The following is a 26,614-nucleotide window of genomic DNA, read 5'->3' as shown; positions in this document are numbered from 1 at the left end:
AATGGCACGGGCGGCACCCCGCCGGGCCGCCTATGCTGGCTGATTGACCACAGCACAGGATCGCCGATGCGCCAGCATCTTCTCGCCCTCGCCCTGATCGCCGCCCTGGGTGGCTGCCAGCAGGCCGACGCCCCCACCGCCCCGGCCGGTACCGAGGCTGCCGCCCCGGCCGCCGACGCCGCCGTCGATGCCCGCTTCGCCGACCTCTCCAAGCGCGCCCTGGACACCTGGATGCAGCTGTCCCCGATCAGCGCCACCCAGATCGGCGACCACCGCTACGACAGCGAGATCGACGACCTGAGCGCTGCCGGCCAGCAGAAGATGCTGACCGCCTACAAGGGCCTGCTCGGCGAACTGGACCAGATCGACGTCAGCAAGCTCGGCCGCGAGAACCAGGTCGACGCCGCCATCCTGCGCAACCAGCTGCAGCAGGAAATCTGGACCGCCGAGGTGCTGCAGTCCTCCAAGTGGGACCCGCAGATCTACAACGGTGCCGCCGGCAGCGCGCTGTACGGCCTGATGGCACGCGAGTTCGCGCCGCTGCCCGAGCGCCTGAAGTCGGCCACCGCGCGCATGGAAAAGCTGCCGCAGATCTTCGCCCAGGCCCGCGAGAACCTGGATCCGGCGCGCGTGCCGAAGATCCACGCCGAAACCGTGGCCAAGCAGAACCGCGGCATCCTCAGCATCGTCGACACCTTCATCACCCCGCACATCGGCGAACTGCCGGCCGAAGACGGCAAGCGCCTGCAGGCGGCCATCGACGGCCTGAAGAAGGCCGTGGACGAGCAGCAGACCTGGCTGGACAAGACCCTGGTGCCGAACGCCAAGGGCGACTTCCGCATCGGCGCCGAGCTGTACGACCAGAAGCTGAAGTTCGCGCTGAATTCCTCGCTGTCGCGCGCCGAGATCGGCGAGCGCGCGCGTGCAGAACTCAAGCGCGTGCGCCAGGACATGTACGGCATCGCGCAGACGGTGCTGAAGGACAAGCCGGGTGCCCCGGAACTGCCGGCCAACCCGACCGATGCGCAGCAGCAGGCGGCAATCGAAGCCGCGCTGGAACTGGCCTACGCCGACAAGCCGGCACGCGACAAGGTGGTTGAAGACGCCAAGGCCGCGCTGGCCCAGTCCACCGAGTTCGTGCGCAAGCACGACCTGATGACCCTGCCCGACGCGCCGGTCGACATCATCCTGATGCCGGAGTTCCAGCGCGGCGTGGCCGTGGCCTACTGCGACTCGCCGGGCCCGCTCGACAAGAACCTGAAGACCTTCTACGCGGTGTCGCCGATTCCGGACGACTGGACCGACAAGCAGGTCGACTCGTTCCTGCGCGAATACAACAGCCGCATGATCCACCTGCTGAGCATCCACGAAGGCACCCCGGGCCACTACCTGGAAGGCTGGCATTCGGGCAAGTTCCCGTCGACGCTGCGTGCCGTGCTGCGTTCGGGCCTGTTCGCCGAAGGCTGGGCGGTCTACACCGAGCGGATGATGCAGGAGCAGGGTTACCTGGACAACGACCCGCTGTTCCACCTGGTGCAGCTGAAGTTCTACCTGCGCACCATTTCCAACGCGATCCTGGACCAGGGCGTGCACGTGGACAACTGGACCCGCGAACAGGCCATGCAGCTGATGACCCACGACGCCTTCCAGCAGGAAAGCGAAGCCTCGGGCAAGTGGGTGCGTGCACAGCTGACCTCCGCACAGCTGCCGACCTACTTCGTCGGTGCGCAGGAACACTTCGACACCCGCAAGGCCGTGCAGGAAAAGCAGGGCGACAAGTTCAACCTGAAGGCCTACCACGACCAGATGCTGTCCTACGGCGCCCCGCCGGTGCGCTTCGCCCGCCAGCTGATGCTGGACCAGCCGATCGAGTGATGGCTGGCAGGTTCTGAGAATGCAAACGGCCCGGTGAGAACCGGGCCGTTTTTTGTTGATGGTGTGCGTTCGATTCCTCTGCGAACAGCAGCGTCTCCCTGGTACGTGCTGGGGCGGCCGCCGGGCAGCCCCGCTCCGAGACACGCCGTGAACCCGTCCATGGGGGCTGCTAGAAAACATCCATGTTTTCTAGCGTCCCTCCGGGGGCTACCCGGCGGCCGCCCCCATACATGGTTGTGTGCGGTGGGGAAATCAGACACGCATGGCGTGTCCCTACGCGCGGGCGAAACCGTGCGCTGGCCCGCTTTGGTAGGGTCGGTTCCCAAACGACTGCCGTGAAATCATCCGCGCCCGGTGACGCATTGAGATGATCGGCCCCTGCTTTTTCCGTGGCCACCGACCCACTGTCAAAGGGTCGACCGGGGTCGGTTTGCGGGGGAATCGGCGCCATGGATGGCGTCCGCTTAGCCTACACGGACGTACTTGCGGCGACCCCGCAAACCGGCACCGGGCGGCCCAAGCCGGGGACACCGTGCAAACGACGGCTGTTCGCCTGAATCCAACAGCAGCCGGGCAGAGCCCGGCTCTACGCGATTCCATGCAACCGCAGCTCTACGCTTCGTCCGCCGCAACAAACCCGCCGGTCTGCCGCGCCCACAGGCGTGCGTACAGGCCACCCGCAGCCACCAGTTCGGCGTGCGTGCCGGTTTCCACGATCCGGCCCTGGTCCATCACCACCAGCCGGTCCATGCGCGCGATCGTGCTCAGGCGGTGTGCAATCGCGATCACCGTCTTGCCCGCCATCAACTCGTCCAGGTTCTCCTGGATCGCAGCTTCCACTTCCGAATCCAGCGCCGAGGTTGCCTCGTCCAGCACCAGGATCGGCGCGTCCTTCAGCAGCACCCGCGCAATCGCGATGCGCTGGCGCTGGCCACCCGACAGTTTTACCCCGCGCTCGCCTACATGCGCGTCGTATCCCTGCCGGCCCTCGCCGTCACGCAGCGTCTCGATGAAGCCTGCCGCGCGCGCCTTCGCCACCGCCGCGTGCAGCTGTTCCTCCGTCGCGTCCGGCCGACCGTACAACAGGTTGTCGCGGATCGACCGGTGCAGCAGTGACGTGTCCTGCGTCACCACCCCGATCTGCCGGCGCAGGCTTTCCTGCGTCACCGCCGCAATGTCCTGCCCGTCGATGCGGATCTGCCCGCTTTCCAGGTCGTACAACCGCAGCAGCACGTTCACCAGCGTCGACTTGCCCGCACCCGACGGGCCCACCAGACCGATCTTCTCGCCCGGCTTCACCACCAGGTCCAGCCCCGCGATCACCCCACCCTTCTTGCCGTAATGGAAGTGGATGTCGTCGAACTCCACCCCGCCCTCGCCCACCACCAGCGGCACCGCGTCTGCGCGGTCCTGCACGCTCAGCGGCTGCGAGATCGTCGTGATCCCGTCCTGCACCGTTCCGATGTCCTCGAAGATCCCGTTGATCGTCCACATGATCCAGCCCGACATGTTGTGGATCCGGATCACCAGCCCCGTCGCCAGCGTGATCGCCCCCACCGTGATGTTGCCGTGGCTCCACAGCCACAATGCCAGCCCGCAAGTGCCCGTGATCAGGAACCCGTTCACGATCGAAATGGTCAGGTCCAGGCTCGTCGTGATCCGCGTCTGCCGGCGATGCTTCACCGCCAGCTCCTCGATCGCCTCCGCCACGTAGGCCTGCTCGCGCCCACCGTGCGCGAACAGCTTCAGCGTCGGAATGTTCGTGTAGCCATCCACGATCCGGCCCATCGCCTTCGACCGCGCTTCCGACGCGATCCACGCCCGCTGCTTCGCGCGCGGCACGAAGTACACCATGATCGCCACGTACGCACCCAGCCACAGCACCAGCGGAATCATCAGCCGCCAGTCCGCCTGTGCGAACAGGTACAGCGCCGTGCCTGTGTACACCACGATGTACCACAGCGAATCCACCATCTGCACCGCCGACTCGCGCAGCGACGTCCCCGTCTGCATCACCCGGTTCGCCATGCTGCCCGCAAAGTCGTTCTGGAAGAACGACAGGCTCTGCCGCACCACATAGTTGTGCATCAACCAGCGCGAACGGTTGCTCAGCCCCGGCACGATCGCCTGGTTGACCAGCAGGTTGTGCAGCCCCACCAGCACCGGCCGCGCGACCAGCGTGATCGCCGCCATCCACAGCAGCGAATCGGCATGCCGCGCGAAGAAGCCCGCGTCCGGCTGCTCGCTCACCATGTCCACGATGCGGCCCAGGAAATCGAACATCGCCACTTCCACCAGCGCCAGCAGCAGCCCCGCGATGAGCGTCGCCAGCAGCACCGGCCAGACCGGGCGCAGGTAGTGGATGTAGAACGGCAGCACCCGGCGCGGCGGCATGCGCGCGTCGGTCGGCGGAAACACCGGAATCAGCGACTCGAACCAGCGGAACATTCCCTTTCCCGGAAAACAGACAGGCCGCGATTATCCCACCGCGGCCTGCCGTTTGTTTTCACCCCCGCAACACGCCGTTCATTTGGCGGCGTCGGTGCGCACCGGGGTCAACACCAGGTCCTGGAAATCGAAACTGAAGTCGGTCAACGACGACACCGGCTGCATGCGCACCTCGCGCACCTTGCCGTCCGGGTCCAGGCTGAAATTCACGAACGCGTCCGCATTGAGCGAACGGTCGTCCCAGCGCACGATGAACGTATCGTGCTGCCAGTGCTCCATCGTCCCCACCAGCTGCGCGGTCTTGCCGAAGCGCAGGCGCAGCGCCTTGCCGCGCTGCTCCACGAACACTTCGCCATACCACGGGTCGCGGTAGGTACCGGCGTAGCCACCCAGCGCCAGCGACGGCGTCGACTTCGGGTCGCGGGCCGCTTGGTGCGCCGCCCAGCCCTCGTCGGCCTTGTCCTGCGCCTTGGCCACCGCCGCCGCATACGCCGCCACCCAGTCGGTGTCCGGCGCACCCAGGTACGCGTCCAGCACCGCCATGGTCACCGCATTGAACGCCGCGCCCACTTCCTGGTTGGTCAGCACCACCACGCCCAGATTCTTCCCCGGTACCAGGGTCACCCGCGACACCATGCCCGGCCAGCCACCGGTGTGCCAGACCAGCTTCTGCCCACGGTAGTCGCTCAGGCTCCAGCCTTCGCCGTAGCCGACGTAGTTCGGGCGCGCGGCCGCCAGCGCCGGCACGCTCGGCTCGGGCACCACCTGCGGGGTGATCACCTGCCACATCGCCTGCTGGGTCTTGGGGCTGAACAGCGGCGTGCCGTTTTCCAGCTTGCCCTGCGCCAGCTGCACCTGCATCCAGCGTGCCATGTCGTGCACGCTGGAGTAGATCCCGCCGGCACCGGCGTTGTTGGACCAGGTCAGCGGCGCCACCGTACGCAGCTCGGTGAAGTCGAACTTGGCGTGCCCGGTGGCAGGCTTGTCGCCCTTCTGGAGGTGGTCCGCATTGAAGCGGGTGCCGGTCATCCCGACCGGGGTGAAGATGTGCTGCTGCAGGAAATCGGCATAGGACTGGCCCGACACCTTCTCGATCACCTGCTGCGCCACCGCATACAGGATGTTGTCGTAGGCGTAGCGGTCGCGGAAGCCGGCCTTCAGCGGCACCTTGCCCAGGCGCTGCACCACTTCGGCATTGCTGTAGGTGGTGGTCGGCCAGAACAGCAGGTCGCCCGCCCCCAGGCTCAGCCCGCTGCGGTGCGCGAGCAGGTCGCGGATGCGCATCTCGCCGGTCACGTACGGATCGGACATGCGGAACGACGGCAGGTGGTCGATCACCCGGTCGTCCATCTTCAGCTTGCCCTGCTCGGCCAGCAGGTTCAGCGAGGTCGCGGTGAACGCCTTGGTGTTGGAGGCGATCGCGAACAGCGTGTCGGCTTCGACCGGATCCGGCTCGCCCAGCGTGCGCACGCCGTAGCCGCGTTCCAGTACCACCTGGCCGTCCTTGACCACCGCCACGGCGATGCCGGGCACGTCGAACTGGCTGCGCACGCGTTCCACGGTGGCGTCCAGCCGCTGCAGTTCGGCCGGCACGGCGGCCGACGCCAGGGGTGCGCATGCCAGCAGCACGAGGCCTCCGATCCAGGATGTGTTCAAACAGTGTCTCCGGTTGCGTGTTGCAGGGACGTCGAGGTTTCGCACGATGGTAACGCGGGCGGTCGCAGGCTCGCCTGTGCCAGAAGCCGTCCACCCGGAGTCCCCCATGACCACGCCCCCCGATGCCGGTTCCACCATCATTCCCTGCCTGCGCTACCGCGACGCCCATGCCGCCATCGCGTGGCTGGAGAAAGCGTTCGGATTCACCGCACAGGCCGTGTATGCCGAAGGCGACATCGTCTACCACGCCCAGCTGGTGTACGGCCGCGGCATGATCATGCTCGGGTCGGTCGACAACGGCGGCGAATGGGGCAAGTGGGTGGTCCAGCCCGACGAGATCGGCCACCGCGAAACCCAGAGCGCCTGCGTGATCGTGACCGACGCCGATGCCCACCACGCTCGGGCGTTCGCGGCCGGCGCCGAGATCGTGATTCCCATCGCCAGCCAGGACTACGGCGGCCGTGGCTATGCCTGCCGCGACCTGGAAGGCCACCTGTGGTGGTTCGGCAGCTACGACCCGTGGAAGGAGGCCAGCGTTTGAAGCAGGGGGCGCCCGGGCCGATCCGCACCGGTATCGGCGGCTGGGTGTTCCCGGCCTGGCGCGGCGGCACCTTCTACCCGGCCGGCATGCCGCAACGCGAAGAGCTGGCGCATGCCAGCCGGCAGCTGGGCTGCATCGAGATCAACAGCACCTTTTACCGCGCACAGAAGCCGGCGGTGTACGCACAGTGGCGCGAGCAGACGCCACCGGGGTTCCGCTTCTCGGCCAAGGCGCCGCGCACGATCACCCAACGGCATGACCTGGTCGAGGCCGGCGCGCGTGCGGAAAGCTTCATCGAGGGCATCAGCGCACTGCAGGACCGCTTGGGCCCGCTGCTCTGGCAGTTCGCCGACCGCCATCCCGCCGGCGCGGAGGAGTTCGACCGTTTCCTGGACGCCCTGCCGAAGCAGGCCGACGGCCGCACCCTGCAGCACGCGCTCGAGGTGCGCAATCCGGCAGCGTGGACGCCCGAGCTGCTGGCGGTGGCGCGTGCGCACAACGCCGCGCTGGTCTTCAGCGGTTCCAAGGAGTACCCGAGCTTTGCCGACCCCACGGCGGACTTCATCTATGCCCGGCTGATGCAGTCGCGCGCCAACCTGCGCGCGGGGTACCCGCAACGCACGCTGGAACAGTGGTGCCTGCGCGCGATGCGCTGGGCACGGGGCGGGGACAATCCGGACCTGCCGCACGTGCTGCCCGCCGCGAAAGCGGGTGCGCCACGGGAGGTGTACGTGCTGTTCATTGGCGCGGCCAAGCAGCGCAACCCGGGGGCGGCGGTGGCGTTGCGCATGCAGTTGGAAGGCGTCGGCGGGTAGATCCACGCCCTGCGTGGATGGCGCGGCCCAGGCCATTCGCGGACAATGGGCGGATGCCGATGACCGACACCCGCAAAGCCCTGCTGCAAATCCACTTCTGCGTGCTGCTGTGGGGCATCACCGCCATCCTCGGCAAGCTGATTTCCCTGCCCGCGCTGCCGCTGGTGTGGTGGCGCATGCTGCTGGTGGTGGCCATGCTGGCGCTGCTGCCGCGCGTCTGGCGCGGACTGCGCCAGCTGTCGCCGGCCCTGTTTGCCGGCTACTGCGGGGTGGGCGCACTGGTCGCGCTGCACTGGCTGACCTTCTATGGCGCGGTGAAGCTGGCCAACGCCTCGGTGGCCGCCACCTGCATCGCGCTGGCCCCGGTGTTCACCGCGGTGATCGAACCGTGGGTGGCCAAGCGCCCGTTCCAGCTGCGCGAACTGGCCTTCGGCATCGCGGTGCTGCCGGGGGTTGGCATGGTGGTCGGCGGCGTGCCCGATGGCATGCGCCTGGGCGTGCTGGTCGGTGCGATGTCGGCGCTGCTGGTGGCGATCTTCGGGTCGCTCAACAAGCGCCTGGTCAGCCACGCCGACCCGCTCACCGTGACCGCGGTGGAACTCGGTGCCGGTACCGTGACCCTGACCCTGCTGGCGCCGTTGCTACCGTTCCTGCTGCCGGCGCTGGCCAGCCCGTTGTGGGTGGTGCCGGACCTGCGCGACAGCATGCTGCTGCTGGTCCTGGCCGGGGTGTGCACGCTGCTGCCGTTTGCGCTGGCGCTGGTCGCGCTGCGCCACCTCAGTGCCTACACCGTGCAGCTGGTGACCAACCTGGAGCCGGTCTACGCGATCCTGCTGGCCGTGGTGCTGCTGAACGAACAGCGCGAACTCACGCCGCTGTTCTACGCCGGCGTGGCGATCATCGTCGGTGCGGTGTTCCTGCACCCGCTGTTGAATCGCCGCAAGCCGGTGCAGCACCCGGAGATCCTGGGCACCTCCGAGGCGCGCAACATCGCCAACTGATCAGCGCTCCGGCCAGTACCAGGCCGGCGCGTCGAGCAGTCCCTGCCCGACCAGGGTGGTGCGGCTCATCTGTTTTTCCAGCGCGATCGGATTGCACAACGGCGACTCGCGCAACGCCGCCACCAGCCGCGTGGCGTGCGACACCACCCACAGCTGGCTGCGCGCAGTCGCCGCGATGATCAGCCGGCCCAGCGCCGGCAACAGGTCCGGGTGCAGGCTGGTTTCTGGTTCGTTGAGCACCATCAGCGGCGGCGGTCGCGGCGTGTGCAGCGCCGCGATCAGCAACAGGTAGCGCAGCGTCCCGTCGGACAGCTCGGCGGCCGACAACGGCCGCAGCAGCCCGTGCTGGTGGAACTTCAGGTGCAGCCGCCCTTCGCTGCCTTCGATATGGACCTGCGCACCGGGGAAGGCGTCGTCCACCGCTTCGGCCAGGCCCTGCGCGTCGCCCACTTCGACGATGGTCTGCCAGGCCGCCGCCAGGTCGCGACCGTCCTGGGCCAGCACCGGCGTGCGCGTGGCCAGCGGCGACTGCCGCGCCGGTGCACCGGTGTCGGTGCGGAAGTGGTCGTAGAAGCGCCACGCGCGGATCATCTCGCGCAGGGTCAGCACTTCAGGCATGCGCTGCGGGTCGGCCAGCTGCGAAAACAGACTGTCGAACACTGACAACCGGTCGTCCACGGTTTCCCAGTGCCGGCCGTTGCGTCGCCGCACCAGCGGGCCGCGCCGTTCCACCAGCACCGCGCTGCCGCGCAGGAACGGCCCGGCCCAGATGCTCTCGCATTTGATCTGCGGGTCGAGCGCGAACGCCGAATTGCTGGGGACCGGAAAGCCCAGGTCGATCGCATAGCCGAAGTCGTCGGCGACGAATCCCAGCCGCAGCGCCACCGGTTCGCTGCGCGCGGCGCCCTGCACCGGCACCTCTCCCTGCTGCATGGCCCGGCTGGTCTGTGCCGGGCCGGCCCAGAGCGCGGAGCCCAGCCCGCCTTCGCGGGCCAGCGCTGCCGCGACGCCGCCCTGGGCGGTATCGGCCAGCAGGCGCAGCGCACGGTACAGGCTGGACTTGCCGCTGCCGTTGTCGCCGGTCACCAGGTTCAGCCGCCCCATCGGCACGACCAGGTCGTGCAGGGAGCGGTAACGGGAAATGGCCAGGGTCTGGAGCATGCGCGGGGTCCGAACGGTAACTACGAACACGTAGAATGCCGTCCCAGCGTCGCAGTGGGTGCGAGCGGGCCGAACGCGTCACGAAGCCGGGTAGGACCCGGCGTTACGGAGCGGTTTCCACCCGGTTGCGACCGTTGCCTTTTGCCTTGTACAGCGCCGCATCGGCCCGCGCCACCGTCTGGTCGACCGTATCGCCGGGACGGTGCGCCGCGACGCCGATGCTGACCGTCACCGGGAACCCCAGCGGCAGGTCGGCCACCGCCATGCGCAGGAAATCGCACTGCAGTTCGGCGGTGCGCAGTTCGGTGTCGGGCATCAGCACCACGAACTCCTCGCCGCCGTAACGTGCGGCCAGACCGCGCCCGGCGAACTGCGCGCGCAGCAGCACGCCCAGCTCGGCCAGCACGCGGTCGCCGGTGGCGTGGCCGTTGAAGTCGTTGATGTGCTTGAAGTGGTCGATATCCACCAGCGCCACTGCGGTCTGCCGCGGCTGGCCGTCGGCGTCCTGCACCGAGGCCTCCAGCGCTACCGCCATCGCACGGCGGTTGGGCAGCCCGGTGAGCACGTCGGTGCGGCTCTGTTCGGCCAGGTCTGCGTTCTGCGCCAGCAGCACGTCGTGGTACTCACCCAGCAGCTTCTCGTAGTCGTCGCGCTCGAGCATGTGCGACTGGATGTCCAGCGCGAAACGGCGCAGCTCCATCACCAGCATCACCTGCCGCGACAGCGCGGCCAGCGCCTCGGTCTGCTGGTGGTCGAGCCGGTGCGGCTGCGGGTCGAACACGCACAGCGTGCCCAGCGCCAGCCCGTCGGTATTGATCAGCGGCGCGCCGGCGTAGAAGCGTACCTTCGGGTCGCCGGTCACGTTGGGGTTGTCGTGGAAGCGTGCGTCCTGGCGCGCGTCCTCCACCACCATCACCTCGGACGGGTGCAGGATGGCGTGGCCGCACATCGATTCAGAGCGCGGCAGTTCCTGCGCGTCGACCCCCTCGATGGACTTGAACCATTGGCGCTCGGCGTCGATCAGCGTCACCGCCGCCATCGACGCACCGCAGACCGCCTTGGCAATGGTGACGAGGTCGTCGAAGGACTTCTCCCTCGCCGAATCGAGGATGTTGTAACGGTACAGCGCCGCCAGGCGGATGGCTTCGTTGGCGGGCTTCTCGGGCTTGATCATGCGGTGGTCGCATCCGGGAGCTGGCCACAGCTTAGCCGTTCGCGGGTTACCCGCAAGTGCAGGCTTACCAGTCCAGCTGCTTGGGCAGCAGGCCCTTCAGCTCGGCGTCGGTGAGGTTGCGCCACTGCCCCGGCTTGAGCGCGCCCAGCTTGACGTTGTCGATCCGCACCCGGCGCAGCTGGGTGACGCGGTAGTCGAACGCGGCGGCCATCAGGCGGATCTGCCGGTTCAGGCCCTGCTGCAGGATCACCCGGAAACCGAACTTGGCGATGCGCGAAGTCCGGCACGGCAGCGTGGTTTCGTCGCGGATGCGCACGCCACGGGCCATGCCGCGCAGGAACTCATCGGTCACCGGCTTGTTCACCGCCACCATGTACTCCTTCTGGTGGTTGTTCTCGGCGCGCAGGATCTGGTTGACGATGTCGCCATTGCTGGTCATCAGGATCAGGCCTTCGGAATCCTTGTCCAGGCGGCCGACCGGGAAGATCCGCTGCTCATGGCCGACGAAGTCGACGATGTTGCCCTTGACCGCGGTTTCGGTGGTGCAGGTGATGCCCACCGGCTTGTTCAGCGCGATGTACACGTGGCGGCGGCCGCCGGCCTTTTTCGCTTCGCGTGCGCGCAGCGGCTGGCCGTCGACCAGCACCATGTCGCCCTCGCCGACCACCGCCCCGGTCCCGGCCGGGCGGCCGTTGACGGTGACGCGGCGCTCGCCGATCAGGCGGTCGGCTTCGCGCCGGGAGCAGAAGCCGGTTTCGGCAATATGTTTGTTGAGTCGGGTTGTCATGCCGCCATTATCCGGCAAAAGCCGGCCCGGCGCGGCCTCAGGCGATCAGCGGGTCGTCGGCGGTCAGCGGCTGTTCGCCGTCGCAGACCTGGTCGCGGCCGGCGCGCTTGGCCCGGTACATGGCATGGTCGGCCCGCCGCAGCAGCCCCGCGAGATCGTCGCGGCCCGGGCGCAGCACGGCCAGCCCGATGCTCACCGTCACGTTCAGCCCGGCAATGCCCAGCGGCGCGGCGGCGGCCGCCATCTGCAGGCGCACGTTTTCCAGACGCGCCAGTGCTGCACCGTGCGAGGCGCCGGGCAGCAGCACCAGGAACTCCTCGCCGCCCATGCGGATCACGTCGTCCTGCACCCGCACCGCGCCGCGCAGGCCGCGCGCCACCGCCACCAGCACCTGGTCGCCCACGTCGTGGCCGAAGCGGTCGTTGATGTCCTTGAACAGGTCGATGTCGAGGAAGCCGATCGCCAGCGGCTGCTGTTCGGCGCCGGCACGTTCCAGGTGGCGGGCCAGCAGGTGCAGCCCGTGGCGCCGGTTGGGCAGCCCGGTCAGCGCATCGGTGTCGGCCAGCTGGCGCATCTCGTCGCGCTGCTGGCGCAGCCGGCCCAGCCGCAGGTTGAGCGCGTAGGCCGCCATCATCAGGAACCAGGTGGCCGACAGCTGCAGCGCCTCGATCCGGTAGGAGGTCAGCCAATGCGCCTGCACCGCATCGGCGACGATCAGGATCCACCACGGGGCCAGTGCGAGCAGCCCGGCCAGGGCGTAGCCGTCGCGCTTGAACAGCGCCCAGAGTCCGACGCCCAGGCAGGCGATGCAGCCGAGCACGAACACCAGTTCCAGCCCGGCCGCCATCCGGGCCAGCCCGGTCACGCCGAGCAGCGGCACGACCAGCCCGGCGCCGATCAGGCCCCACAGCACCACCCGCTGGCCGTTGCGCGAGCCCGGCCACAGCCGCGCGCCGCCATTGAGCCGCCACAGCACCGGCAGCAGCAGGGCCAGCACCATTGCGGTCAGGCCGACCAGCCACCACGAGGCGCGGTCATGCACCGGCAGCCACGGCTCGGGATAGCCGCTCAATCCCCCCAGCACCGCCTGCCAGAGCACGAACACCAGGCAGATCGCCACGTAATAGAGGAAGGTGCGGTCGCGCGCGGTGGCAAACCCCATCAACGCCGAGAGCGCCAGCGCGATCGCCACGGCGATGCATGCCGCGCGCACCAGCAGGCGCGCGGTGTCGTTCTGCTGCACGGGGCTGGGTGCTCCCAGCCGGACCGTGGGAATCCAGCGCGGCTTCAGCGGGGTCGCCCAGGACACCACGATCGGTTCGCGCTCGCCAGCCTTGGGCACCACCACCATGCCGATGCCGGCGCGGAAGCGCGAGTCGCGGGTGCGCGCGTCGTGCATGTTTCCGCAGATCTCGCGGTCGCCGTGGCTGATGCGGACTTCGCCGGTCAGCACGCCGAACACGTCCACCGCCTGCGGTGCCCCCGACCAGCCCTCGGCCGGGGCCGGGATCGACAGGATGTCCTGGTGCCGGGCCAGCACCTCCGGCGGGCAGGCCCGCTGCGGGGTCTGGTCGGAGGTGGCTGCGCCGAGCAGCAGTACGTCGCGCCCGACCTGGGCGGTACTGGCCATCGCGGTCACCGACAGCAGCAGGCACAGCAGTCCGACCAGCCCGCCGATCCCTGCTCCGGTTCCCCGCCACCTGCCGTTGCTGCGCCTCACTCCACCACCCTGTTGCCGTCCCCCGCTACGCACATCGCGTCGCGTCCCCGGCGGCATTATCGCAAGAAGCCCGGCCGCGCGCGTGACTGTTCAGGACAGCCGCCCGGACGCGCTCGGCGCTTCCCGCCACAATGAGGGCTGGGTCAGCTTTTCCAGCGGCATCGGCCGCTCGATGGCGTAGCCCTGCAGGCCTTCCACGCCCAGCGCCTGAAGCTGCCGCGCCACCTCTTCGCTCTCCACCCATTCGGCGACCACGCTCATGTGCAGTTCGCGGCCGATCTCGGTGATGGCGCGCACGGTGGCGCGGCTGACCGGGTCGACGTCCATGTCACGCACGAACACGCCGTCGATCTTCAGCATGTCCGCCGGCAGCTGGCGCAGGTAGCCGAACGAGGACAGCCCGGAGCCGAAGTCGTCCAGCGCCACCCGGCAGCCCCGCGCCTTGACCGCTTCGACGAAGCTGCGCGCCTGCTCCAGGTTGCTGATCGCGGCGGTTTCGGTGATCTCGAAGCAGAGCTTGCGGGCCAGGCCACGGTTGCGCTCCAGCAGGTCGCAGACGAAGGCCAGGAAGCTGGGTTCGGCGATGGACTGCGCCGACACGTTCACGTTGCACAGGCCCAGCCGCTGCACATGCGCCGGGCACAGCTGCAGGTGGCGGAACAGCAGGCCGAGCACGTGCCGGTCCAGTGCCATGCCCATGCCGTAGCGCTCCACTGCCGGCATGAAGTCGCCCGGCCCATGCAGCTGGCCGTCGCTGCCGCGCATGCGCACCAGCACTTCGTAATGCAGGAAGCCGGGGTCGCCGACCTGCTCAATCCGCTGCGCGTACAGCAGCATGCGGTTCTCGGCGATCGCACTGGAGACATGTGCCAGCCGGTCGGCCTCGGCCAGCCGCTCTTCCAGCGCCATGCGGTTCTCATTGAAGAGGTGCACGCGGTTGCGCCCGGCCTGCTTGGCCGCGTAACAGGCACTGTCGGCCGCGCTCATCAGCCAGTTGACGTCGGCCACGTCGGCGTCGATCTCGACCACGCCGATGCTGCAGCTGACCTTGGGCGTGCCGTCGTCGCGCTGGAAGCCGGCCTGGCCCAGGTTGCGTGCGATCCGCTGCAGCACCTGCCTGGCTTCTTCCTGGCGCGCCCCGCGCAGGAACAGGGCGAATTCGTCGCCGCCCATGCGGCCGACCCAGTCGCCTTCGCGCACCGCGCCTTCCAGGTAGTCGGCGAACCCGCGAAGCAGCTGGTCGCCCGCGGCATGGCCCAGCCCGTCGTTGACCAGCTTGAAGTAATCCAGGTCCAGGTAGCACAGGCTGTGGGTGCCGCCGTGGCTGCGCACGTCGAGCAGGGCCAGCTCCAGCAGGCGTTCGATCTCGCGGCGGTTGATCAGGCCAGTCAGCGGATCATGGCTGGCATGGTGCTCCACTTCACGGGCCAGCGCGTGGTTCTGCGACACGTCTTCGATGATCGCGAACACGGTGGGCTCGCGGCCGGGGCTGCGCACCAGGGTGCCGCTCCAGCGCCCCCACAGCAGGCCACCGTCGGCACGCAGGAAGCGCAGCTCACCGGGGCGCAGCTGGCGGATCCAGTCGATGCCTTCGGCCTCGTCCAGCACCAGCTCGCCGTCCACCAGCAGTTCCGGCAGTTCCATGCCCAGCAGCTCGTCGCGACGGTAGCCGAGGATGTCGGCCACCGCCTGGTTGGCTTCGACGATGCCACCGGCGTGGTCGAGTTTGAGCATGCCCACCGTGGCCTGGTAGAACGCGGCGCGGAAGCGGCTTTCCTGCTCGATCAGGTCGTGCCGGACACGGCGCGCCAGCAGCACCGCCACCAGCGTGATCAACAGCACCGACAACCCGGCCACGACCAGCGTGGCGATGCGCACGATGGACGCGGTGTTCAGCAGCGCCAGCGAGAAGGCACGGGCCTGAGCCTGCAGGCTCCGGTCCAGCACCTGCAGCTGCACCAGCAGGGCATCGCGCACCGCCGGCTCGGGACTGCCGTCGGCCTTGTTGGCTTCGGCGGTCCGCGCAATTTCCTGCATCTGGGCCAGGCCGTGGTCGGTCTGCCGCCACACCTCCACCGCATCCTGGAAGTACCCCATCCTGCCCAGGTACTGGAAGGACAGGATCAGCCGGTTGATGTCGCCCGGCGCGTTGCCACCCTGCAGGAATCCCTGCCGCGCGCGCGCAATGTCCGGTGGGTTCTGTTCCAGCGCGCGCCGCGCATCGAGGTCGCCCAGCGGCACCTGCAATGCCTCACGGGCCTCGGCCAGCGCCGACGGATTGCCGGAGGTGATGTAACGCTCCAGCGCGAAGGTGGCGTGCTGCTGGCTGCGCGACCAGTGGCTCTGGCCGACGATCCACGCGGTGGACGCCGCCTGCAGCTCCTGCACCAGGGCCGAGAGCCCCACCAATCCAATCGCCATGCCGGTGAGCAGTACGAAGCGCAGGGTCAAGCCCCGCGTTACATGCGGTACGGACGTGCTGCCCATGTCACTGCTGCGTCCCAGCATCAGATCCCTCCGGCGCCATGGTGATCAGAGCATAACCCTGCACCGTGAGGCTGGCGCAAACAACAACGCCAGCCCGAAGGCTGGCGTTGTGGGGGTGATCGCGCGGACGATCAGCCGTTGCGCGGACCGCGCGGCTTGAAGCCGTCGCGACGCGGCGGGCGGTCGTTGCCGCCCGGACCGCCACGGTGGCCTCCCGGGCCGCCCGGCTTGCCGCCACGGCCGAACTTCGGCTTGAACGCCGGACGTTCGGACGGGGTCAGGTCTTCACCCGGCTCGACCTTGCGCATCTGGAGCTGCTGGCCCGACACCCACACCTTCTTCAGGTGGGTGAGCAGGTCGCTCGGCATTTCAGCCGGCAGATCCAGCACGGAGAAGTCGTTGTGGATGTCGATGCGGCCGATGAAACGGCTTTCCAGGCCGGCTTCGTTGGCGATCGCGCCGACGATGTTGCCCGGCTTGACGCCATGCACATGGCCCACTTCGATACGGAAGGTTTCCATGCCCGGCTCAGCCGGACCGCGCGGGGCGATGTCACGGCGCGGGGCGCGTTCGAAGCCGCCGTCGCTGTTGCCGAAATCGCCTTCCGGACGCGGCGGACGCGGGCCACGGTCGTCTTCACGACGCGGACCACGTTCGAAGCGCGGCTCGAAACGGGCCGGACGCTCGCCACGGTCGTTGCGGTCGTTGCTGCGCGGAGCACGTTCTTCACGCGCGCCACGCACCGGCGGGGTCAGCAGGAACGGGGCGTCGCCCTGCAGCAGCTTGGCCAGCGCGGCGGCAATCTCGATCGCCGGCACGTTCTTCTCGCCTTCCAGGCGCTGCAGCAGGTCGCGGTAGAACTCGGTGCCGCCGGCATCCAGCGTGTCGCTGATGCGGCTCATGAACCTGGTGATGCGGGTGTCGTTGACCGCGTCCACGGTCGGCAGCTGCATCTCTTCGATCGGCTGGCGGGTGGCGCGCTCGATCGCACGCAGCATGCCCTTCTCGCGCGGCGTGGCGAACAGGATCGCGTCACCGGTCCGGCCGGCACGACCGGTACGGCCAATGCGGTGCACGTAGCTTTCGGTGTCGTACGGAATGTCGTAGTTCAGCACGTGGCTGATCCGCTCCACGTCCAGGCCACGCGCGGCCACGTCGGTGGCGACCAGGATGTCCAGCTTGCCTTCCTTGAGCTGGGCGATGGTGCGCTCACGCTGCGCCTGCTGCATGTCGCCGTTGATGGCGGCTGCGGCCAGGCCACGGGCCTGCAGCTTTTCGGCCAGCTCTTCGGTCGCGGCCTTGGTCCGCGCGAAGACGATCATCGCGTCGAACGGCTCCACTTCCAGGATGCGGGTCAGCGCGTCCAGCTTGTGCATGCCACTCACCCACCAGTAACGCTGGCGGATGTTGGCCGAGGTGGTGGTCTTGGCCGCGATGGTGACTTCCGCCGGGTTCTGCAGGTAGGTCTGCGCGATGCGGCGGATCGCCGGCGGCATGGTCGCCGAGAACAGCGCGACCTGGCGGCTTTCCGGCAGCTTCTTGAGCACGGCTTCAACGTCGTCGATGAAGCCCATGCGCAGCATTTCGTCGGCTTCGTCCAGCACCAGCGTCTTCAGCTCGGACAGGTCCAGGGTGCCGCGGTCCAGGTGGTCGATGACCCGGCCCGGGGTGCCGACGATGACGTGCACGCCACGACGCAGGGCCTGCAGCTGCTGGCCGTAGGGCTGGCCGCCGTACACCGGCAGCACGCGGAAGCCGGGGATCTTCGAGGAATAGGTCTGGAACGCCTCGGCGACCTGGATGGCCAGTTCGCGGGTCGGCGCCAGCACCAGCACCTGCGGCTTGGTCTGGTTGAAATCGAGGTTGGACAGCACCGGCAGCGCGAAGGCGGCGGTCTTGCCGGTACCGGTCTGGGCCTGGCCGAGCACGTCGCGCCCTTCCAGCATGGCCGGAATGGTGGCGGCCTGGATCGGCGAGGGGGTTTCATAGCCGACGGCGGCCACGGCCTGCATCACAGCGTCGGACAGGCCGAGGTCTGCGAACAGCAGCGGCGCGGGGGATTCTTGGGACATGGGGAACTCCGAAGGCACTACCATTCACATGGCAGTGCGATAAAAAAAAGGATGGTCCGCGCTTTGGGCGCCCTTTCTTATCGCGTGCCCTGGCGCTGCTCGGTCTGGAGGAGGATTCACTCGCTCAGGGCGGAATGATACCGCATGGTTCCTGAACGACGTGTACAGATACGCGCAGGAACGCCGTCCTGGCGCACAATACGCGCCCTCTTCCGGCCCCCTAGGATACCCCTTCCATGCAGACCCTGGAATTCGAACTCGACCGCGACTACGTGGAACTGAAGCAGCTGCTGAAGCTGGCCGACCTGGTTACCAGCGGCGGCGAAGCCAAGACCGTGATCGGCGATGGCCATGTCACCGTCGACGGTGAAGTGGAGCTGCGCAAGGCCTGCAAGATCCGCGCAGGCCAGCAGGTCCAGTTCGGCGACACCGTGATCAACGTCATCGCCGACTCGGACGCCCCCTAACGCTGGGTCAGGTGCGCGGCGATCAGCTGCCGGAACGGGGTGACCCCCTGCGCCAGCCGCAGCCCGGCCCGGCGCAGCAGGCGCGCCGGCAAGCGGTCGTCGGTGTACAGCGTGGCGATCGCGTTGGTCGCCTCGTACAGCGGCCGTGACGCCAGCCGGTGGCCACGCTCGTAGCGGGCCAGCCCGGCCGGCGCGGCGATGTCGGTGCCCCGCTGCGCAGCGCGGCGCAGCACCTCGGCCAGCCGCTGCTGGCTCTGCAGCCCCAGGTTGAACCCATGCGCGGTGACCGGGTGCATGCCCACCGCGGCGTCGCCGATCAGCGCGCAGCGCTCGCCCACGAACGCGTTGGCGTACACGCCCACCAGCGGATACGCGATGGGCTTGGCCACCGGCGTAATCGCGCCCAGCCGATGTTCAAAGTATTCGCTGATGCGCTGTCCGAAGCCGGCCTCGTCCTGCGCCAGCAGCGCCTCGATCTCGCGCGGCGGCAGCGTGATCACCGCCGAGGCCTGGTCGCCGTTGAGCGGCAGCAGCGCCATGGTGCGGCCATAGCCGAACCACTCCCACGCGGTGTGCTGGTGCGGCACCTCGATCTGCATGCGGCAGACCAGCATCGACTTGCCGAAGTCGCGCATGCGCGCGCCGATGCCCAGCATGCGCCGGGTCGAGGAAAAGCGGCTGTCGGCCGCGACCACCAGCTTCGCATGCAGTTCGCGGCCGTCGGCCAGGGTCACCGTGCTGTGGCGGGCGCCGGGCAGGATGCCACGCACGCTGCACTCGTCCAGGATCTCCAGGTCGGCCTGGCCCTGCACGCTGTCCCACGCCGCGCGCCGGATCAGGTGGTTGGGCACCAGCCACCCGAGCTCGCCACCGTGCTTTTCACCGGCAGCGAAGGTCAACGCGAACGGAGAGCCGCCGTCCATCACCCGCGCATCGCGCAGCGGCGAAACTTCATCCGGATCGAACCGCGCCCACAGGCCCAGCTGCTCCAGGATCTGGCGCGAAGCATGGGTCAGCGCGATCTCGCGGCCGTCGAACGCGGCCTCGGCCAGCGCTGCGCGCGGCTGCTGTTCGACCACCGTCACCGACAGGCCGCTGCCGGCCAGCGCGCGGGCGAAACACAGCCCGGCCGGTCCGGCGCCAACCACCAGTACATCCACTGACTGCGCATCCCTTCCGGGCGTGTCCGCCATGATCCGTTATCCGATGTGGGTCCACGATCAAGCTTACCGCTGCACCGCGCGGCTGCCCTTGATCTGGATCAGCCGCGTCGGCAACAGTTCACGCCAGGCCGTGCAGCAGGCCCCACAGCAACAGCACGATGCCCGCCATCGACACCAGCCAGACCAGGCTGCGTACGTACGGAATGCCGGCCGCGTAGAGCGGCAGGTAGACCACCCTCGCCCAGAAATACAGCTGCACCGCCAGCGCGGTTGTCGCGTCCTGGCGCTGGGTCAGCACCACCGCGAGCACGGCGGCGGCGAAGAACGGAAAGGTTTCCAGGAAATTGGACTGGGCGCGCTGCAGGCGCCCGGCCAGCAACCCCGGTGGCGGCGGCGTGCCATCGCGTGCCGACGCGTTCCAGGCCGTGCCACGTTCGCGAGTGACCGCCGCGGCGGCCAGCATCACCTGCACCAGGCCGAGCACGATGGCCCAGCCCAGCATCTGGATTTCGATACCCATGCGATGTTCCTCGTCGTGTCAGGGAGCGGCGGCGCGCACGCTGTAACCGGCCAGGCGCCAGACCTTGTCTTCGTCCAGGCGGAACGAGACCAGCTCACGCACCGGCTGGGCATTGTTGGCGAACCGGGTGGGGAAGCTGACGTTGATGTACAGGCCCTCGGGCACGGTGGCGCCGGGCGCGTACTTGACCCGGGTCACCACCGGCGTACCGCGCGACTGCAGCGCGCCGAGGCGGGTGCGGTCGGCCGCCAGCTGGCTCACGAAGGCCTGCTCGGTGACCGACTTGCGGGCGATGGCCGAGGCGCCTTTCCAGGCTTCAGCGGCCCGATTGGTATCCACCAGCTGGGCGACCTTCAGGCCGGCGGCGGCCATTTCGGCGTCCTGCTTCTGCACCTGGGCCTGCTGCTGCGGGGTCAGCGCGGGACGTGCCGGCGTAGCAGGCGCAGCGGGTGCGGACGCCGCCGGGCGTGCGGGTGCCGGAGCCGGGGTGGCCGGCGGCGGGGTCTGGGCCAGGGCAACAGCCGGAAGCAACAGCGACAGCAGCAGCGGAACGCGCATCGGGACACCGTCAGTGGCAGTGGACTACGGGCCAGTGTAAGGGAATCCCGTGAGCGGTCCGTCAGTTGCGCTCGGCCGCCTCCGAGGACGGCTGCTCGTCATCGCTGGCGGTACGCTCGGCGACCGCGTCGCGCGGCTTGTCGCTCGGCGGCAGCAGGATCGACACATCGATTTCCGACAGCGGACTTTCATCCGGACAGGTCGCATCCGGGAAGCCATAGCGCTGCTTCAGGGTCTGCCCACAGCGGGTGATCGCCTCCAGCTCGCTGCCTTCGCGCTTGCAGTCCTGGTCGAACGCCACCAGGAACGCGTCCTTGCGCCGAACGAAATCGTCGCCGCACTTGCGCATCTGCTTGATCCGTTCCAGGTCGTCCTGCACCGCGTTGGTGCCGTCCAGGCCGAACTGGCGCAGCTCGTCGCTGCTGAGCAGGCGCAGGCTGCGGTTGGGCACGGTCATCATCAGGTCGGCCACGCCCACCGCCACGCCGTTGCGCTGCAGGTAATCCTTGACGTTGTCGTAAACCTCGTGGAGCTCGCGGTTGAGCTCGGCACGCGAGGTCGCCTTGGAGCTGATCCGCATCATGCGGTGGATGCCGACCTTGCCCGACACCAGCCGGTTGTCACCGGCGGCCAGCACGAACACACAGGCACTGTGGCAGACCGAGCCTTCGCGTACCCAGATGGTCCAGTTCGACTCGCCGATGCGGTCGCCGGCCACGATCGCCGCTTCTACCTGCCCGCCACTGGAATCCAGGTCGAGGATGCGCCGCGACACATGCTGCGCCTCGGCCACCAGTGCCACCCGCGCGACCAGTTCGGTGAAGCCGGGATTGATCTTGCCGGCGTAGCGCAGGCGCAGCAGGCCGCGTTCGACGCAGGGGCCGATGGCGGTTTCCAGGCTGGCACGGTCGAGTGCTTCCAGCGGCGCGCCATCGCCGGCCGCGTCCGCATATTCGGTGTCGCAGCTGATCCACGCCTTGCCGTTGTCCAGCATCACCTCCGGCCAACCCTGTTCGCCGCGCTTGGGCGGCGGCGCGGGTGCAGGCGGTGCGTCGGCGGCGTTGAACGACACCATGTGGTCGCCGTCGGCGGTCTGCGCGCGTACGGCCTTGTCGGCCGCAGTGACGTTGCCCGGGTTTTCCAGCTGGCTGCAGGCAGCCAGCCCCAGGCAAAGGAGCAGTGACACCGCGCACGACTTGAACACCATGAATCCCCGGATCCCGATTACTGGCGTGCCGGATGCGGCACGTGGACACACAGTCTAGTTCCGCCGGGGCGCTGCGCTGCAACCTGCCCTGAATCCCCCGGTAGTGCCGGCCGGCGGCCGGCACTACGCATTGGTGTCCGAAAATGGCGAGCGACGGCGGGTCCCAGGGCCTATGCTGGCCCCATGAACGCCGCCCTGCCCCTGGACTACGCCGCCTGCGAAAGCGCCCGCCTGGCCCGCGATGCGCGCTTCGACGGGGTGTTCTTCACCGCCGTGCGTAGCACTGGCATCTACTGCCGCCCGGTCTGCCCGGCACCGGCGCCGAAACCGGCCAACGTGGATTACTACCCCACCGCCGCTGCAGCTGCCGCCGCCGGCTTCCGGCCCTGCCTGCGCTGCCGCCCGGAGCTGGCCCCGGAAGCGCAGGACGCGCTGAGCAACGAAACCCTGCAGCGCGCGCTCGCCCTGATCCACGAGGGCTACCTGCAGGACGCCGCGGTCGGCGACCTGGCCGCGCGGCTGGGGCTGAGCGCCCGGCAGCTGCAGCGTCTGTTCGTGGCCCGGCTGGGAGCCGCCCCGGCGCAGATCCACGCCACCCGCCGGCTGCTGCTGGCCAAGCAGCTGCTGACCGAAACCGCGCTGCCGGTCACCGACGTGGCCATGGCCGCCGGCTACAACAGCCTGCGCCGCTTCAACGCCGCGTTCGTGGAGGGCTGCGGCATGCCGCCCACCGCGATCCGCCGCCAGCGCGGCACGCTCGCCGACGGCGCGCTGACGCTGCGCCTGGGCTACCGGCCGCCGCTGGATTTCACTGCGATGCTCGGCTTCCTGCGCCGGCGCTGCATTCCGGGCATCGAGCAGATCGATGACAGCAGCTACCAGCGCGTGATCGGCCCGGTCGAGCGCCCCTCGGTGATCCGCGTGACCGCCGATCCGCGCCGACCCGAACTGCTGCTGCAGCTGGGTCAGGTCGACCCGCGCGCGATTCCGGGCATCGTGCGCCGGGTGCGGCGGATCTTCGACCTCGACGCCGACCTGCGCATCGTGCACGCCACCCTGGTGCAGGACCCGCTGCTTGCGCGCGGCATCGCGCAGCGCCCGGGGCTGCGCGTGCCGGGCGGCTGGGACGGCTTCGAAGTGGCGGTGCGTGCGGTGCTCGGCCAGCAGGTCAGCGTTGCTGCTGCGATCACGTTGGCGCGTCGCGTGGTCGACCGCTTCGGCACCCCGCTGGAGGGCATGCCCGAGGGCCTGGACCGTCAGTTCCCGAGCCCGGCACAGCTGGCCGAGGCGCCGCTGGAAGGCATCGGCCTGCCGCGCACGCGGGCGGCCACGGTGCGCGCGGTGGCCACGGCGGTTGCTGAAGGTCGCCTGGATTTCCATGCCGGCCAGCGCCTGGACAGTTTCATCGAACGTTGCGTGGCGCTGCCCGGGATCGGGCCGTGGACCGCGCACTACATCGCGCTCCGCGCGCTTGCGCTGCCCGATGCCTTCCCCGCCGGCGACCTGGTGCTGCAGCAGGTGCTCGGCGGCGACACGCGCCTGAGCGAACGCGCCACCGAGGCCCGCTCGCAGGCCTGGCGACCCTGGCGTGCCTACGCCGTACTGCACCTGTGGCATCTGGCCACGTCCGCTTCGGAGTAACCGCATGAACCTGCTCTACGACACCTTCGACAGTCCGATCGGCGCGCTCACCGTGGCCGGCGACAGCCAGGGCATCCACCACATCCTGTTCGAGAACAACCGCTACGACGCCAAGGGCCGCGCGCAGTGGCAACGCGACGCGAACGCGATGCGCGAGGCGCGCACGCAGCTGCTGCAGTACCTGCGCGGCGAGCGCAACGGCTTCGCGTTGCCGCTGGCCCCGCACGGCACCGTGTTCCAGCTGCGGGTGTGGAAGGCGTTGGCCGACATTCCGTTCGGCGAGACCTGGAGTTACGTGCAGCTGGCGCGCCATATCGGCCACCCCACCGCCAGCCGCGCGGTCGGTGCGGCCAACGGGCGCAACCCTTTGCCGATCGTGTTGCCTTGCCACCGGGTGATCGGCAGCAGCGGTGCGCTCACCGGATTCGGCGGCGGGCTGGAAACCAAGGCGGCGCTGCTGGAACTGGAGTCGCGCACGCAGCCGCTGTTCGCCTGACCATGCCATTGGTTGTCTTCGCTGCGTCACTGCGGGGAACTATGATGGGCGGATGATTTCCGTCCGCCTTTCGCTGGCGCTTGCCGCCGCCCTCGCGTTGACCAGCTGTGCCAGCGCCCCGCCCACCCCGCCGGCCGCGGTTGCCGGTGCAGCCACTCCGGTTGCCGCACACGCGCCGAAACTGCTGCTGGTGTCGATCGACGGCCTGCGTGCGGACATGCTGGACAGGGGCATCACGCCGAACCTGTCGCGGATCGCGCAGGACGGTGTACGCGCCCGCTGGATGACCCCGTCCTACCCGTCGCTGACCTTCCCCAACCACTACACCCTGGTGACCGGGCTGCGCCCGAACCACCACGGCATCATCCACAACAGCATGCAGGAAGAAGGCCTGGGCCGGTTCCAGGTGAACCTGCCTGCGGCGGTGACCGATTCGCGCTGGTGGGGCGGCGAACCGATCTGGGTGGGCGCGGAAAAGGCCGGTGTACGCAGCGCGACGTGGTCGTGGCCGGGCAGCGAAGCAGCCATCCAGGGCGTGCGTCCGAGTCAGTGGCGGGTGTATGACGCAGACGTGCCGCTGGCCGACCGCGTCGACCAGGTCCTGGGCTGGCTCGCGCAGACGGACAAGGACGCGCCGCGCCTGGTCACGCTGTACATGGAACAGGTGGACAAGGCCGGGCATCACTACGGCCCGGATTCGCCCGATTATGCGGCCGCCATCGTGGCGGTGGACGCGGCCATCGGCCGCCTGCTGGACGGCCTGGCCGCGCGCGGACTGGACACCGACACCAACGTGATCGTGCTGTCGGACCACGGCATGGCGCAGGTACCGGACGGCCAGACCATCGCGGTGGAAGACATGGTGGATCCGAAGATCGCCACGAACATTTCCACCGGCCAGTCGATAGGTTTTGCGCCAATGCCGGGCAAGCAGGCCGCCGCCGAAAAGATCCTGCTGGGCAAGCACGCCACCTATGACTGCTGGACGCGGCAGACGCTGCCGGCACGCTGGGAATACGGCTCCAACCCGCGCATCCCGCCGATCATCTGCCAGATGCACGAAGGCTGGAACGCGCTGAAGCGCGAGCGCCTGGCCAAGCGCGAACCGGGCGACCGCGGCTCGCACGGCTACGACAACGCCCTGCCCTCGATGCGCGCGGTGTTCATCGCGCACGGCCCCTCGTTCAAGCAGGGCGTTACGCTTCCCGCGTTCGACAACGTCGACGTCTACCCACTGACGACGCGCCTGCTGGGCATTCCTGCCGCGCCGAACGACGGCAACCCGGAAACGTTGCTGCCTGCGCTGCGCTAACGCCGGCCGGGTCACATGATTGCGCGTCATCCGTAGCGCCGGGCCCTGCCCGGCTGCTGTTGGATTCAGGCGAACAGCCGCAGGCGCACCGGTACCCTGGCTTGGGCCGCCCGGTGCCGGTTTGCGGGGTCGCCGCAAGTACGTCCATGTAGGCTAAGCGGACGCCATCCATGGCGCCGATTCCCCCGCAAACCGACCCCGGTCGACCCTTCGACAGTTGGCCGGTGGCCAGGGGAAACGCGGGTGCCGGCCTTGGCCGTCATTTCGATGACGATCATTTCCATGCGTTACCGGGCGCGGATGATTCCACGGCGGTCGTTTGGGAACCGACCCTACCCGCAGGATCCATGGACCCACGCATCGCGTAGGGACACGCCACGCGTGTCTACTCTGGAAGGCGCCACAGAACTGTCTGGTGAAAAGCCCCCTTCTTGTTGAAGGGGGCGCGCCGAAGGCGGGGGGTTAAGGTGGAATGCGCGGATAACGCGGGCCGAAGGCCCGGGTTATCCCGGAGCGGGGCTGCCCGGCGGCCGCCCCAGCACGTACAAATCGAGACGCTGCTTTCGAAGCGTCGCCACGTACTAATCCGCACCAGCCCACGCGCAAAAAAAAACGCGGCGCAATGCGCCGCGTTCCTTCTTCAGGCGTTTGGCGAGACTCAGCCAGCCTTGGCGACAGCCTTCTTGGCCACAGCCTTCTTCGCCGGGGCCTTGGCCACGGTCTTCTTGGCGACCGGCGCCGCTGCGCCCACGGCCACCTTGCTCACCACATGCGAGCGCGAATTGCCGTAGCTGGCGTTGTAGCGCTTGCCCTTGGCGGTCTTGCGGTCACCCTTACCCATGTCGTCAACTCCTCAAGTTCTGAATTCTGATTACCCCGTGCTGACACGGGTTCGGCGAGCCCGTCCAGCGGACGCGCCCGCGCACGATCAGGAAGCCTACCACAGCCCCTCAGTGCGCACAGCTCGCGTCGTGGACGTGCCCGTGGTTCAAGCGCAGGTTGACCAGGTGCGCCACGCCCACCAGCACCCCGCCCAGCGTCATCACCACCGCGTGCGGCACCGGCGCATGGTGCAGCGGCCCGTACAGCAGGCCGGCCCACAGCGCAGTCAGGCCCGGAATCAGGAAGCCCAGCGCGCGCAGCGCCCCGTGGCGGCGGTAGCCCCACACCAGGCTGAACAGACCCAGCAGGGTCACGAAGCTGACCAGCGCCAGCTCCACCCCATCACCCAGCCACACCGACAGCCCCAGCGACGGTGCCGCCGCCAGCAGTACGGGCAGCACCGCACAGTGCACCGCACACAGCAGCGACGCAGTGGAACCGAAACGATCCAGCAGATGGCGGAGGCGCGAGAGCAGGGGCATGACTTCCAGCAGGGCGACGAAACGATATGGAATAATATAACATCAATCCCGACGCGCAGTCCCTCCCCTGTCGTTTCCTGCCTCCACCCCCACCTGCCCGGGGATCGGCGCGCCCCTTGATTGATACGTTATAACATTTGACTGACGGA

General features: G+C 68.7%; 22 protein-coding genes. 8 read left to right on the top strand and 14 right to left on the bottom strand.

The genetic code is table 11. The features are described 5' to 3' along the window. Positions 1-66 precede the first annotated feature (66 nt). Positions 67-1,875, top strand: a complete 1,809-nt coding sequence (locus tag HGB51_RS13380) for a DUF885 domain-containing protein (protein ID WP_070209571.1) — start codon at positions 67-69, stop codon at positions 1,873-1,875. Between the two features lie 612 nt (positions 1,876-2,487). Here HGB51_RS13380 and smrA read toward each other — a convergent pair. After that, positions 2,488-4,323 (bottom strand): multidrug efflux ABC transporter SmrA, encoded by a 1,836-nt coding sequence (smrA, locus tag HGB51_RS13375; RefSeq protein ID WP_070209617.1) that lies wholly within the window; start codon positions 4,321-4,323, stop codon positions 2,488-2,490. Positions 4,324-4,401: 78 nt separating this feature from the next. Further along, the gene (locus HGB51_RS13370) at positions 4,402-5,979 is read right to left on the bottom strand and encodes a serine hydrolase (protein ID WP_070209618.1); all 1,578 of its coding nucleotides are present in this window, start codon (positions 5,977-5,979) and stop codon (positions 4,402-4,404) included. A gap of 106 nt (positions 5,980-6,085) precedes the next feature. Here HGB51_RS13370 and HGB51_RS13365 point away from each other — a divergent pair, with 106 nt between their 5' ends. From HGB51_RS13365 to HGB51_RS13355, 3 genes are read left to right on the top strand one after another with little or no spacing between them, the layout of a single operon-like run. Next, positions 6,086-6,520: a VOC family protein gene (locus HGB51_RS13365; RefSeq protein ID WP_070209619.1), complete on the top strand. Its 435-nt coding sequence runs from the start codon at positions 6,086-6,088 to the stop codon at positions 6,518-6,520. Next, complete coding sequence (locus tag HGB51_RS13360) at positions 6,517-7,335, top strand: DUF72 domain-containing protein (RefSeq protein ID WP_171966861.1); 819 nt, start codon at positions 6,517-6,519, stop codon at positions 7,333-7,335. The genes HGB51_RS13365 and HGB51_RS13360 overlap by 4 nt, the downstream gene beginning before the upstream one ends. Before the next feature lie 53 nt (positions 7,336-7,388). Then, entirely contained in the window at positions 7,389-8,336 is a 948-nt protein-coding gene (locus HGB51_RS13355) for a DMT family transporter (RefSeq protein ID WP_070208661.1), read from the top strand. Here the strand turns inward: HGB51_RS13355 and HGB51_RS13350 are convergent, their stop codons facing one another. From HGB51_RS13350 to HGB51_RS13325, 6 genes are all read right to left on the bottom strand, one after another. Further along, complete coding sequence (locus HGB51_RS13350) at positions 8,337-9,497, bottom strand: AAA family ATPase (protein ID WP_070208660.1); 1,161 nt, start codon at positions 9,495-9,497, stop codon at positions 8,337-8,339. It lies immediately after the preceding gene. 103 nt (positions 9,498-9,600) lie between these two features. Continuing rightward, positions 9,601-10,671 carry a sensor domain-containing diguanylate cyclase gene (locus HGB51_RS13345; protein ID WP_070208659.1) on the bottom strand — a complete coding sequence of 357 codons (1,071 nt, stop codon included), beginning with the start codon at positions 10,669-10,671 and terminating at the stop codon, positions 9,601-9,603. A gap of 64 nt (positions 10,672-10,735) precedes the next feature. Then, positions 10,736-11,458, bottom strand: a complete 723-nt coding sequence (locus HGB51_RS13340) for a pseudouridine synthase (RefSeq protein ID WP_070208658.1) — start codon at positions 11,456-11,458, stop codon at positions 10,736-10,738. Positions 11,459-11,495: 37 nt separating this feature from the next. Continuing rightward, positions 11,496-13,088 carry a sensor domain-containing diguanylate cyclase gene (locus HGB51_RS13335; RefSeq protein ID WP_141739190.1) on the bottom strand — a complete coding sequence of 531 codons (1,593 nt, stop codon included), beginning with the start codon at positions 13,086-13,088 and terminating at the stop codon, positions 11,496-11,498. Positions 13,089-13,268: 180 nt separating this feature from the next. Further along, on the bottom strand, positions 13,269-15,686 hold the full coding sequence (locus HGB51_RS13330; RefSeq protein WP_070208656.1) for a putative bifunctional diguanylate cyclase/phosphodiesterase: 2,418 nt from the start codon (positions 15,684-15,686) through the stop codon (positions 13,269-13,271). 110 nt (positions 15,687-15,796) lie between these two features. Continuing rightward, the gene (locus HGB51_RS13325) at positions 15,797-17,737 is read right to left on the bottom strand and encodes a DEAD/DEAH box helicase (RefSeq protein WP_070208655.1); all 1,941 of its coding nucleotides are present in this window, start codon (positions 17,735-17,737) and stop codon (positions 15,797-15,799) included. 236 nt (positions 17,738-17,973) lie between these two features. On the opposite strand from HGB51_RS13325, the gene HGB51_RS13320 reads away from it, so the two are divergent. Continuing rightward, the gene (locus HGB51_RS13320) at positions 17,974-18,204 is read left to right on the top strand and encodes an RNA-binding S4 domain-containing protein (RefSeq protein ID WP_070208654.1); all 231 of its coding nucleotides are present in this window, start codon (positions 17,974-17,976) and stop codon (positions 18,202-18,204) included. Here the strand turns inward: HGB51_RS13320 and ubiM are convergent. From ubiM to HGB51_RS13300, 4 genes are all read right to left on the bottom strand, one after another. Further along, a complete protein-coding gene (gene ubiM / locus HGB51_RS13315) occupies positions 18,201-19,397 on the bottom strand; it encodes a 5-demethoxyubiquinol-8 5-hydroxylase UbiM (RefSeq protein ID WP_070208653.1) in 1,197 nt (398 codons plus the stop codon). The genes HGB51_RS13320 and ubiM overlap by 4 nt on opposite strands. 88 nt (positions 19,398-19,485) lie before the next feature. Then, positions 19,486-19,887, bottom strand: coding sequence for an MAPEG family protein (locus HGB51_RS13310; RefSeq protein WP_070208652.1), 402 nt, complete (start codon positions 19,885-19,887; stop codon positions 19,486-19,488). An 18-nt stretch (positions 19,888-19,905) separates the two neighbouring features. Further along, on the bottom strand, positions 19,906-20,445 hold the full coding sequence (locus HGB51_RS13305; RefSeq protein ID WP_070208651.1) for a DUF4019 domain-containing protein: 540 nt from the start codon (positions 20,443-20,445) through the stop codon (positions 19,906-19,908). 61 nt (positions 20,446-20,506) lie between these two features. After that, positions 20,507-21,649 carry a COG3904 family protein gene (locus HGB51_RS13300; RefSeq protein WP_256123618.1) on the bottom strand — a complete coding sequence of 381 codons (1,143 nt, stop codon included), beginning with the start codon at positions 21,647-21,649 and terminating at the stop codon, positions 20,507-20,509. A gap of 186 nt (positions 21,650-21,835) precedes the next feature. On the opposite strand from HGB51_RS13300, the gene HGB51_RS13295 reads away from it, so the two are divergent. Genes HGB51_RS13295 through HGB51_RS13285 form a run of 3 tightly spaced genes read left to right on the top strand, consistent with a single transcriptional unit; the run spans position 21,836 to position 25,101 of the window. Beyond that, the gene (locus tag HGB51_RS13295; RefSeq protein ID WP_070208649.1) at positions 21,836-23,293 is read left to right on the top strand and encodes a DNA-3-methyladenine glycosylase 2; all 1,458 of its coding nucleotides are present in this window, start codon (positions 21,836-21,838) and stop codon (positions 23,291-23,293) included. Between the two features lie 4 nt (positions 23,294-23,297). After that, on the top strand, positions 23,298-23,789 hold the full coding sequence (locus HGB51_RS13290; RefSeq protein WP_070208648.1) for a methylated-DNA--[protein]-cysteine S-methyltransferase: 492 nt from the start codon (positions 23,298-23,300) through the stop codon (positions 23,787-23,789). 52 nt (positions 23,790-23,841) lie between these two features. Next, positions 23,842-25,101: an alkaline phosphatase family protein gene (locus HGB51_RS13285; protein WP_070208647.1), complete on the top strand. Its 1,260-nt coding sequence runs from the start codon at positions 23,842-23,844 to the stop codon at positions 25,099-25,101. A 658-nt stretch (positions 25,102-25,759) separates the two neighbouring features. Here the strand turns inward: HGB51_RS13285 and HGB51_RS13280 are convergent. Together HGB51_RS13280 and HGB51_RS13275 are read right to left on the bottom strand one after the other, a co-directional pair. Beyond that, on the bottom strand, positions 25,760-25,942 hold the full coding sequence (locus HGB51_RS13280; protein WP_070208646.1) for a 30S ribosomal protein THX: 183 nt from the start codon (positions 25,940-25,942) through the stop codon (positions 25,760-25,762). A 109-nt stretch (positions 25,943-26,051) separates the two neighbouring features. After that, on the bottom strand, positions 26,052-26,465 hold the full coding sequence (locus tag HGB51_RS13275) for a MerC domain-containing protein (protein ID WP_070208645.1): 414 nt from the start codon (positions 26,463-26,465) through the stop codon (positions 26,052-26,054). Between the last annotated feature and the right edge of the window lie 149 nt (positions 26,466-26,614).

It is taken from the genome of Stenotrophomonas bentonitica, from assembly GCF_013185915.1.
GTDB classification, from domain to species: domain Bacteria; phylum Pseudomonadota; class Gammaproteobacteria; order Xanthomonadales; family Xanthomonadaceae; genus Stenotrophomonas; species Stenotrophomonas bentonitica.
Note: the sequence above shows the minus strand (reverse complement) of the source record. Positions and strands in the feature narration are given on the sequence as shown.

Coding starts and splice junctions, on each gene's coding strand:
- HGB51_RS13380 (WP_070209571.1), top strand. CDS start 67: ATGCGCCAGCATCTTCTCGCCCTCGCCCTGATCGCCGCCCTGGGTGGC.
- smrA (WP_070209617.1), bottom strand. CDS start 4,323: ATGTTCCGCTGGTTCGAGTCGCTGATTCCGGTGTTTCCGCCGACCGAC.
- HGB51_RS13365 (WP_070209619.1), top strand. CDS start 6,086: ATGACCACGCCCCCCGATGCCGGTTCCACCATCATTCCCTGCCTGCGC.
- HGB51_RS13355 (WP_070208661.1), top strand. CDS start 7,389: ATGCCGATGACCGACACCCGCAAAGCCCTGCTGCAAATCCACTTCTGC.
- HGB51_RS13350 (WP_070208660.1), bottom strand. CDS start 9,497: ATGCTCCAGACCCTGGCCATTTCCCGTTACCGCTCCCTGCACGACCTG.
- HGB51_RS13345 (WP_070208659.1), bottom strand. CDS start 10,671: ATGATCAAGCCCGAGAAGCCCGCCAACGAAGCCATCCGCCTGGCGGCG.
- HGB51_RS13340 (WP_070208658.1), bottom strand. CDS start 11,458: ATGACAACCCGACTCAACAAACATATTGCCGAAACCGGCTTCTGCTCC.
- HGB51_RS13335 (WP_141739190.1), bottom strand. CDS start 13,088: ATGGCCAGTACCGCCCAGGTCGGGCGCGACGTACTGCTGCTCGGCGCA.
- HGB51_RS13330 (WP_070208656.1), bottom strand. CDS start 15,686: ATGCTGGGACGCAGCAGTGACATGGGCAGCACGTCCGTACCGCATGTA.
- HGB51_RS13325 (WP_070208655.1), bottom strand. CDS start 17,737: ATGTCCCAAGAATCCCCCGCGCCGCTGCTGTTCGCAGACCTCGGCCTG.
- HGB51_RS13320 (WP_070208654.1), top strand. CDS start 17,974: ATGCAGACCCTGGAATTCGAACTCGACCGCGACTACGTGGAACTGAAG.
- ubiM (WP_070208653.1), bottom strand. CDS start 19,397: ATGGCGGACACGCCCGGAAGGGATGCGCAGTCAGTGGATGTACTGGTG.
- HGB51_RS13310 (WP_070208652.1), bottom strand. CDS start 19,887: ATGGGTATCGAAATCCAGATGCTGGGCTGGGCCATCGTGCTCGGCCTG.
- HGB51_RS13305 (WP_070208651.1), bottom strand. CDS start 20,445: ATGCGCGTTCCGCTGCTGCTGTCGCTGTTGCTTCCGGCTGTTGCCCTG.
- HGB51_RS13295 (WP_070208649.1), top strand. CDS start 21,836: ATGAACGCCGCCCTGCCCCTGGACTACGCCGCCTGCGAAAGCGCCCGC.
- HGB51_RS13290 (WP_070208648.1), top strand. CDS start 23,298: ATGAACCTGCTCTACGACACCTTCGACAGTCCGATCGGCGCGCTCACC.
- HGB51_RS13285 (WP_070208647.1), top strand. CDS start 23,842: ATGATTTCCGTCCGCCTTTCGCTGGCGCTTGCCGCCGCCCTCGCGTTG.
- HGB51_RS13280 (WP_070208646.1), bottom strand. CDS start 25,942: ATGGGTAAGGGTGACCGCAAGACCGCCAAGGGCAAGCGCTACAACGCC.
- HGB51_RS13275 (WP_070208645.1), bottom strand. CDS start 26,465: ATGCCCCTGCTCTCGCGCCTCCGCCATCTGCTGGATCGTTTCGGTTCC.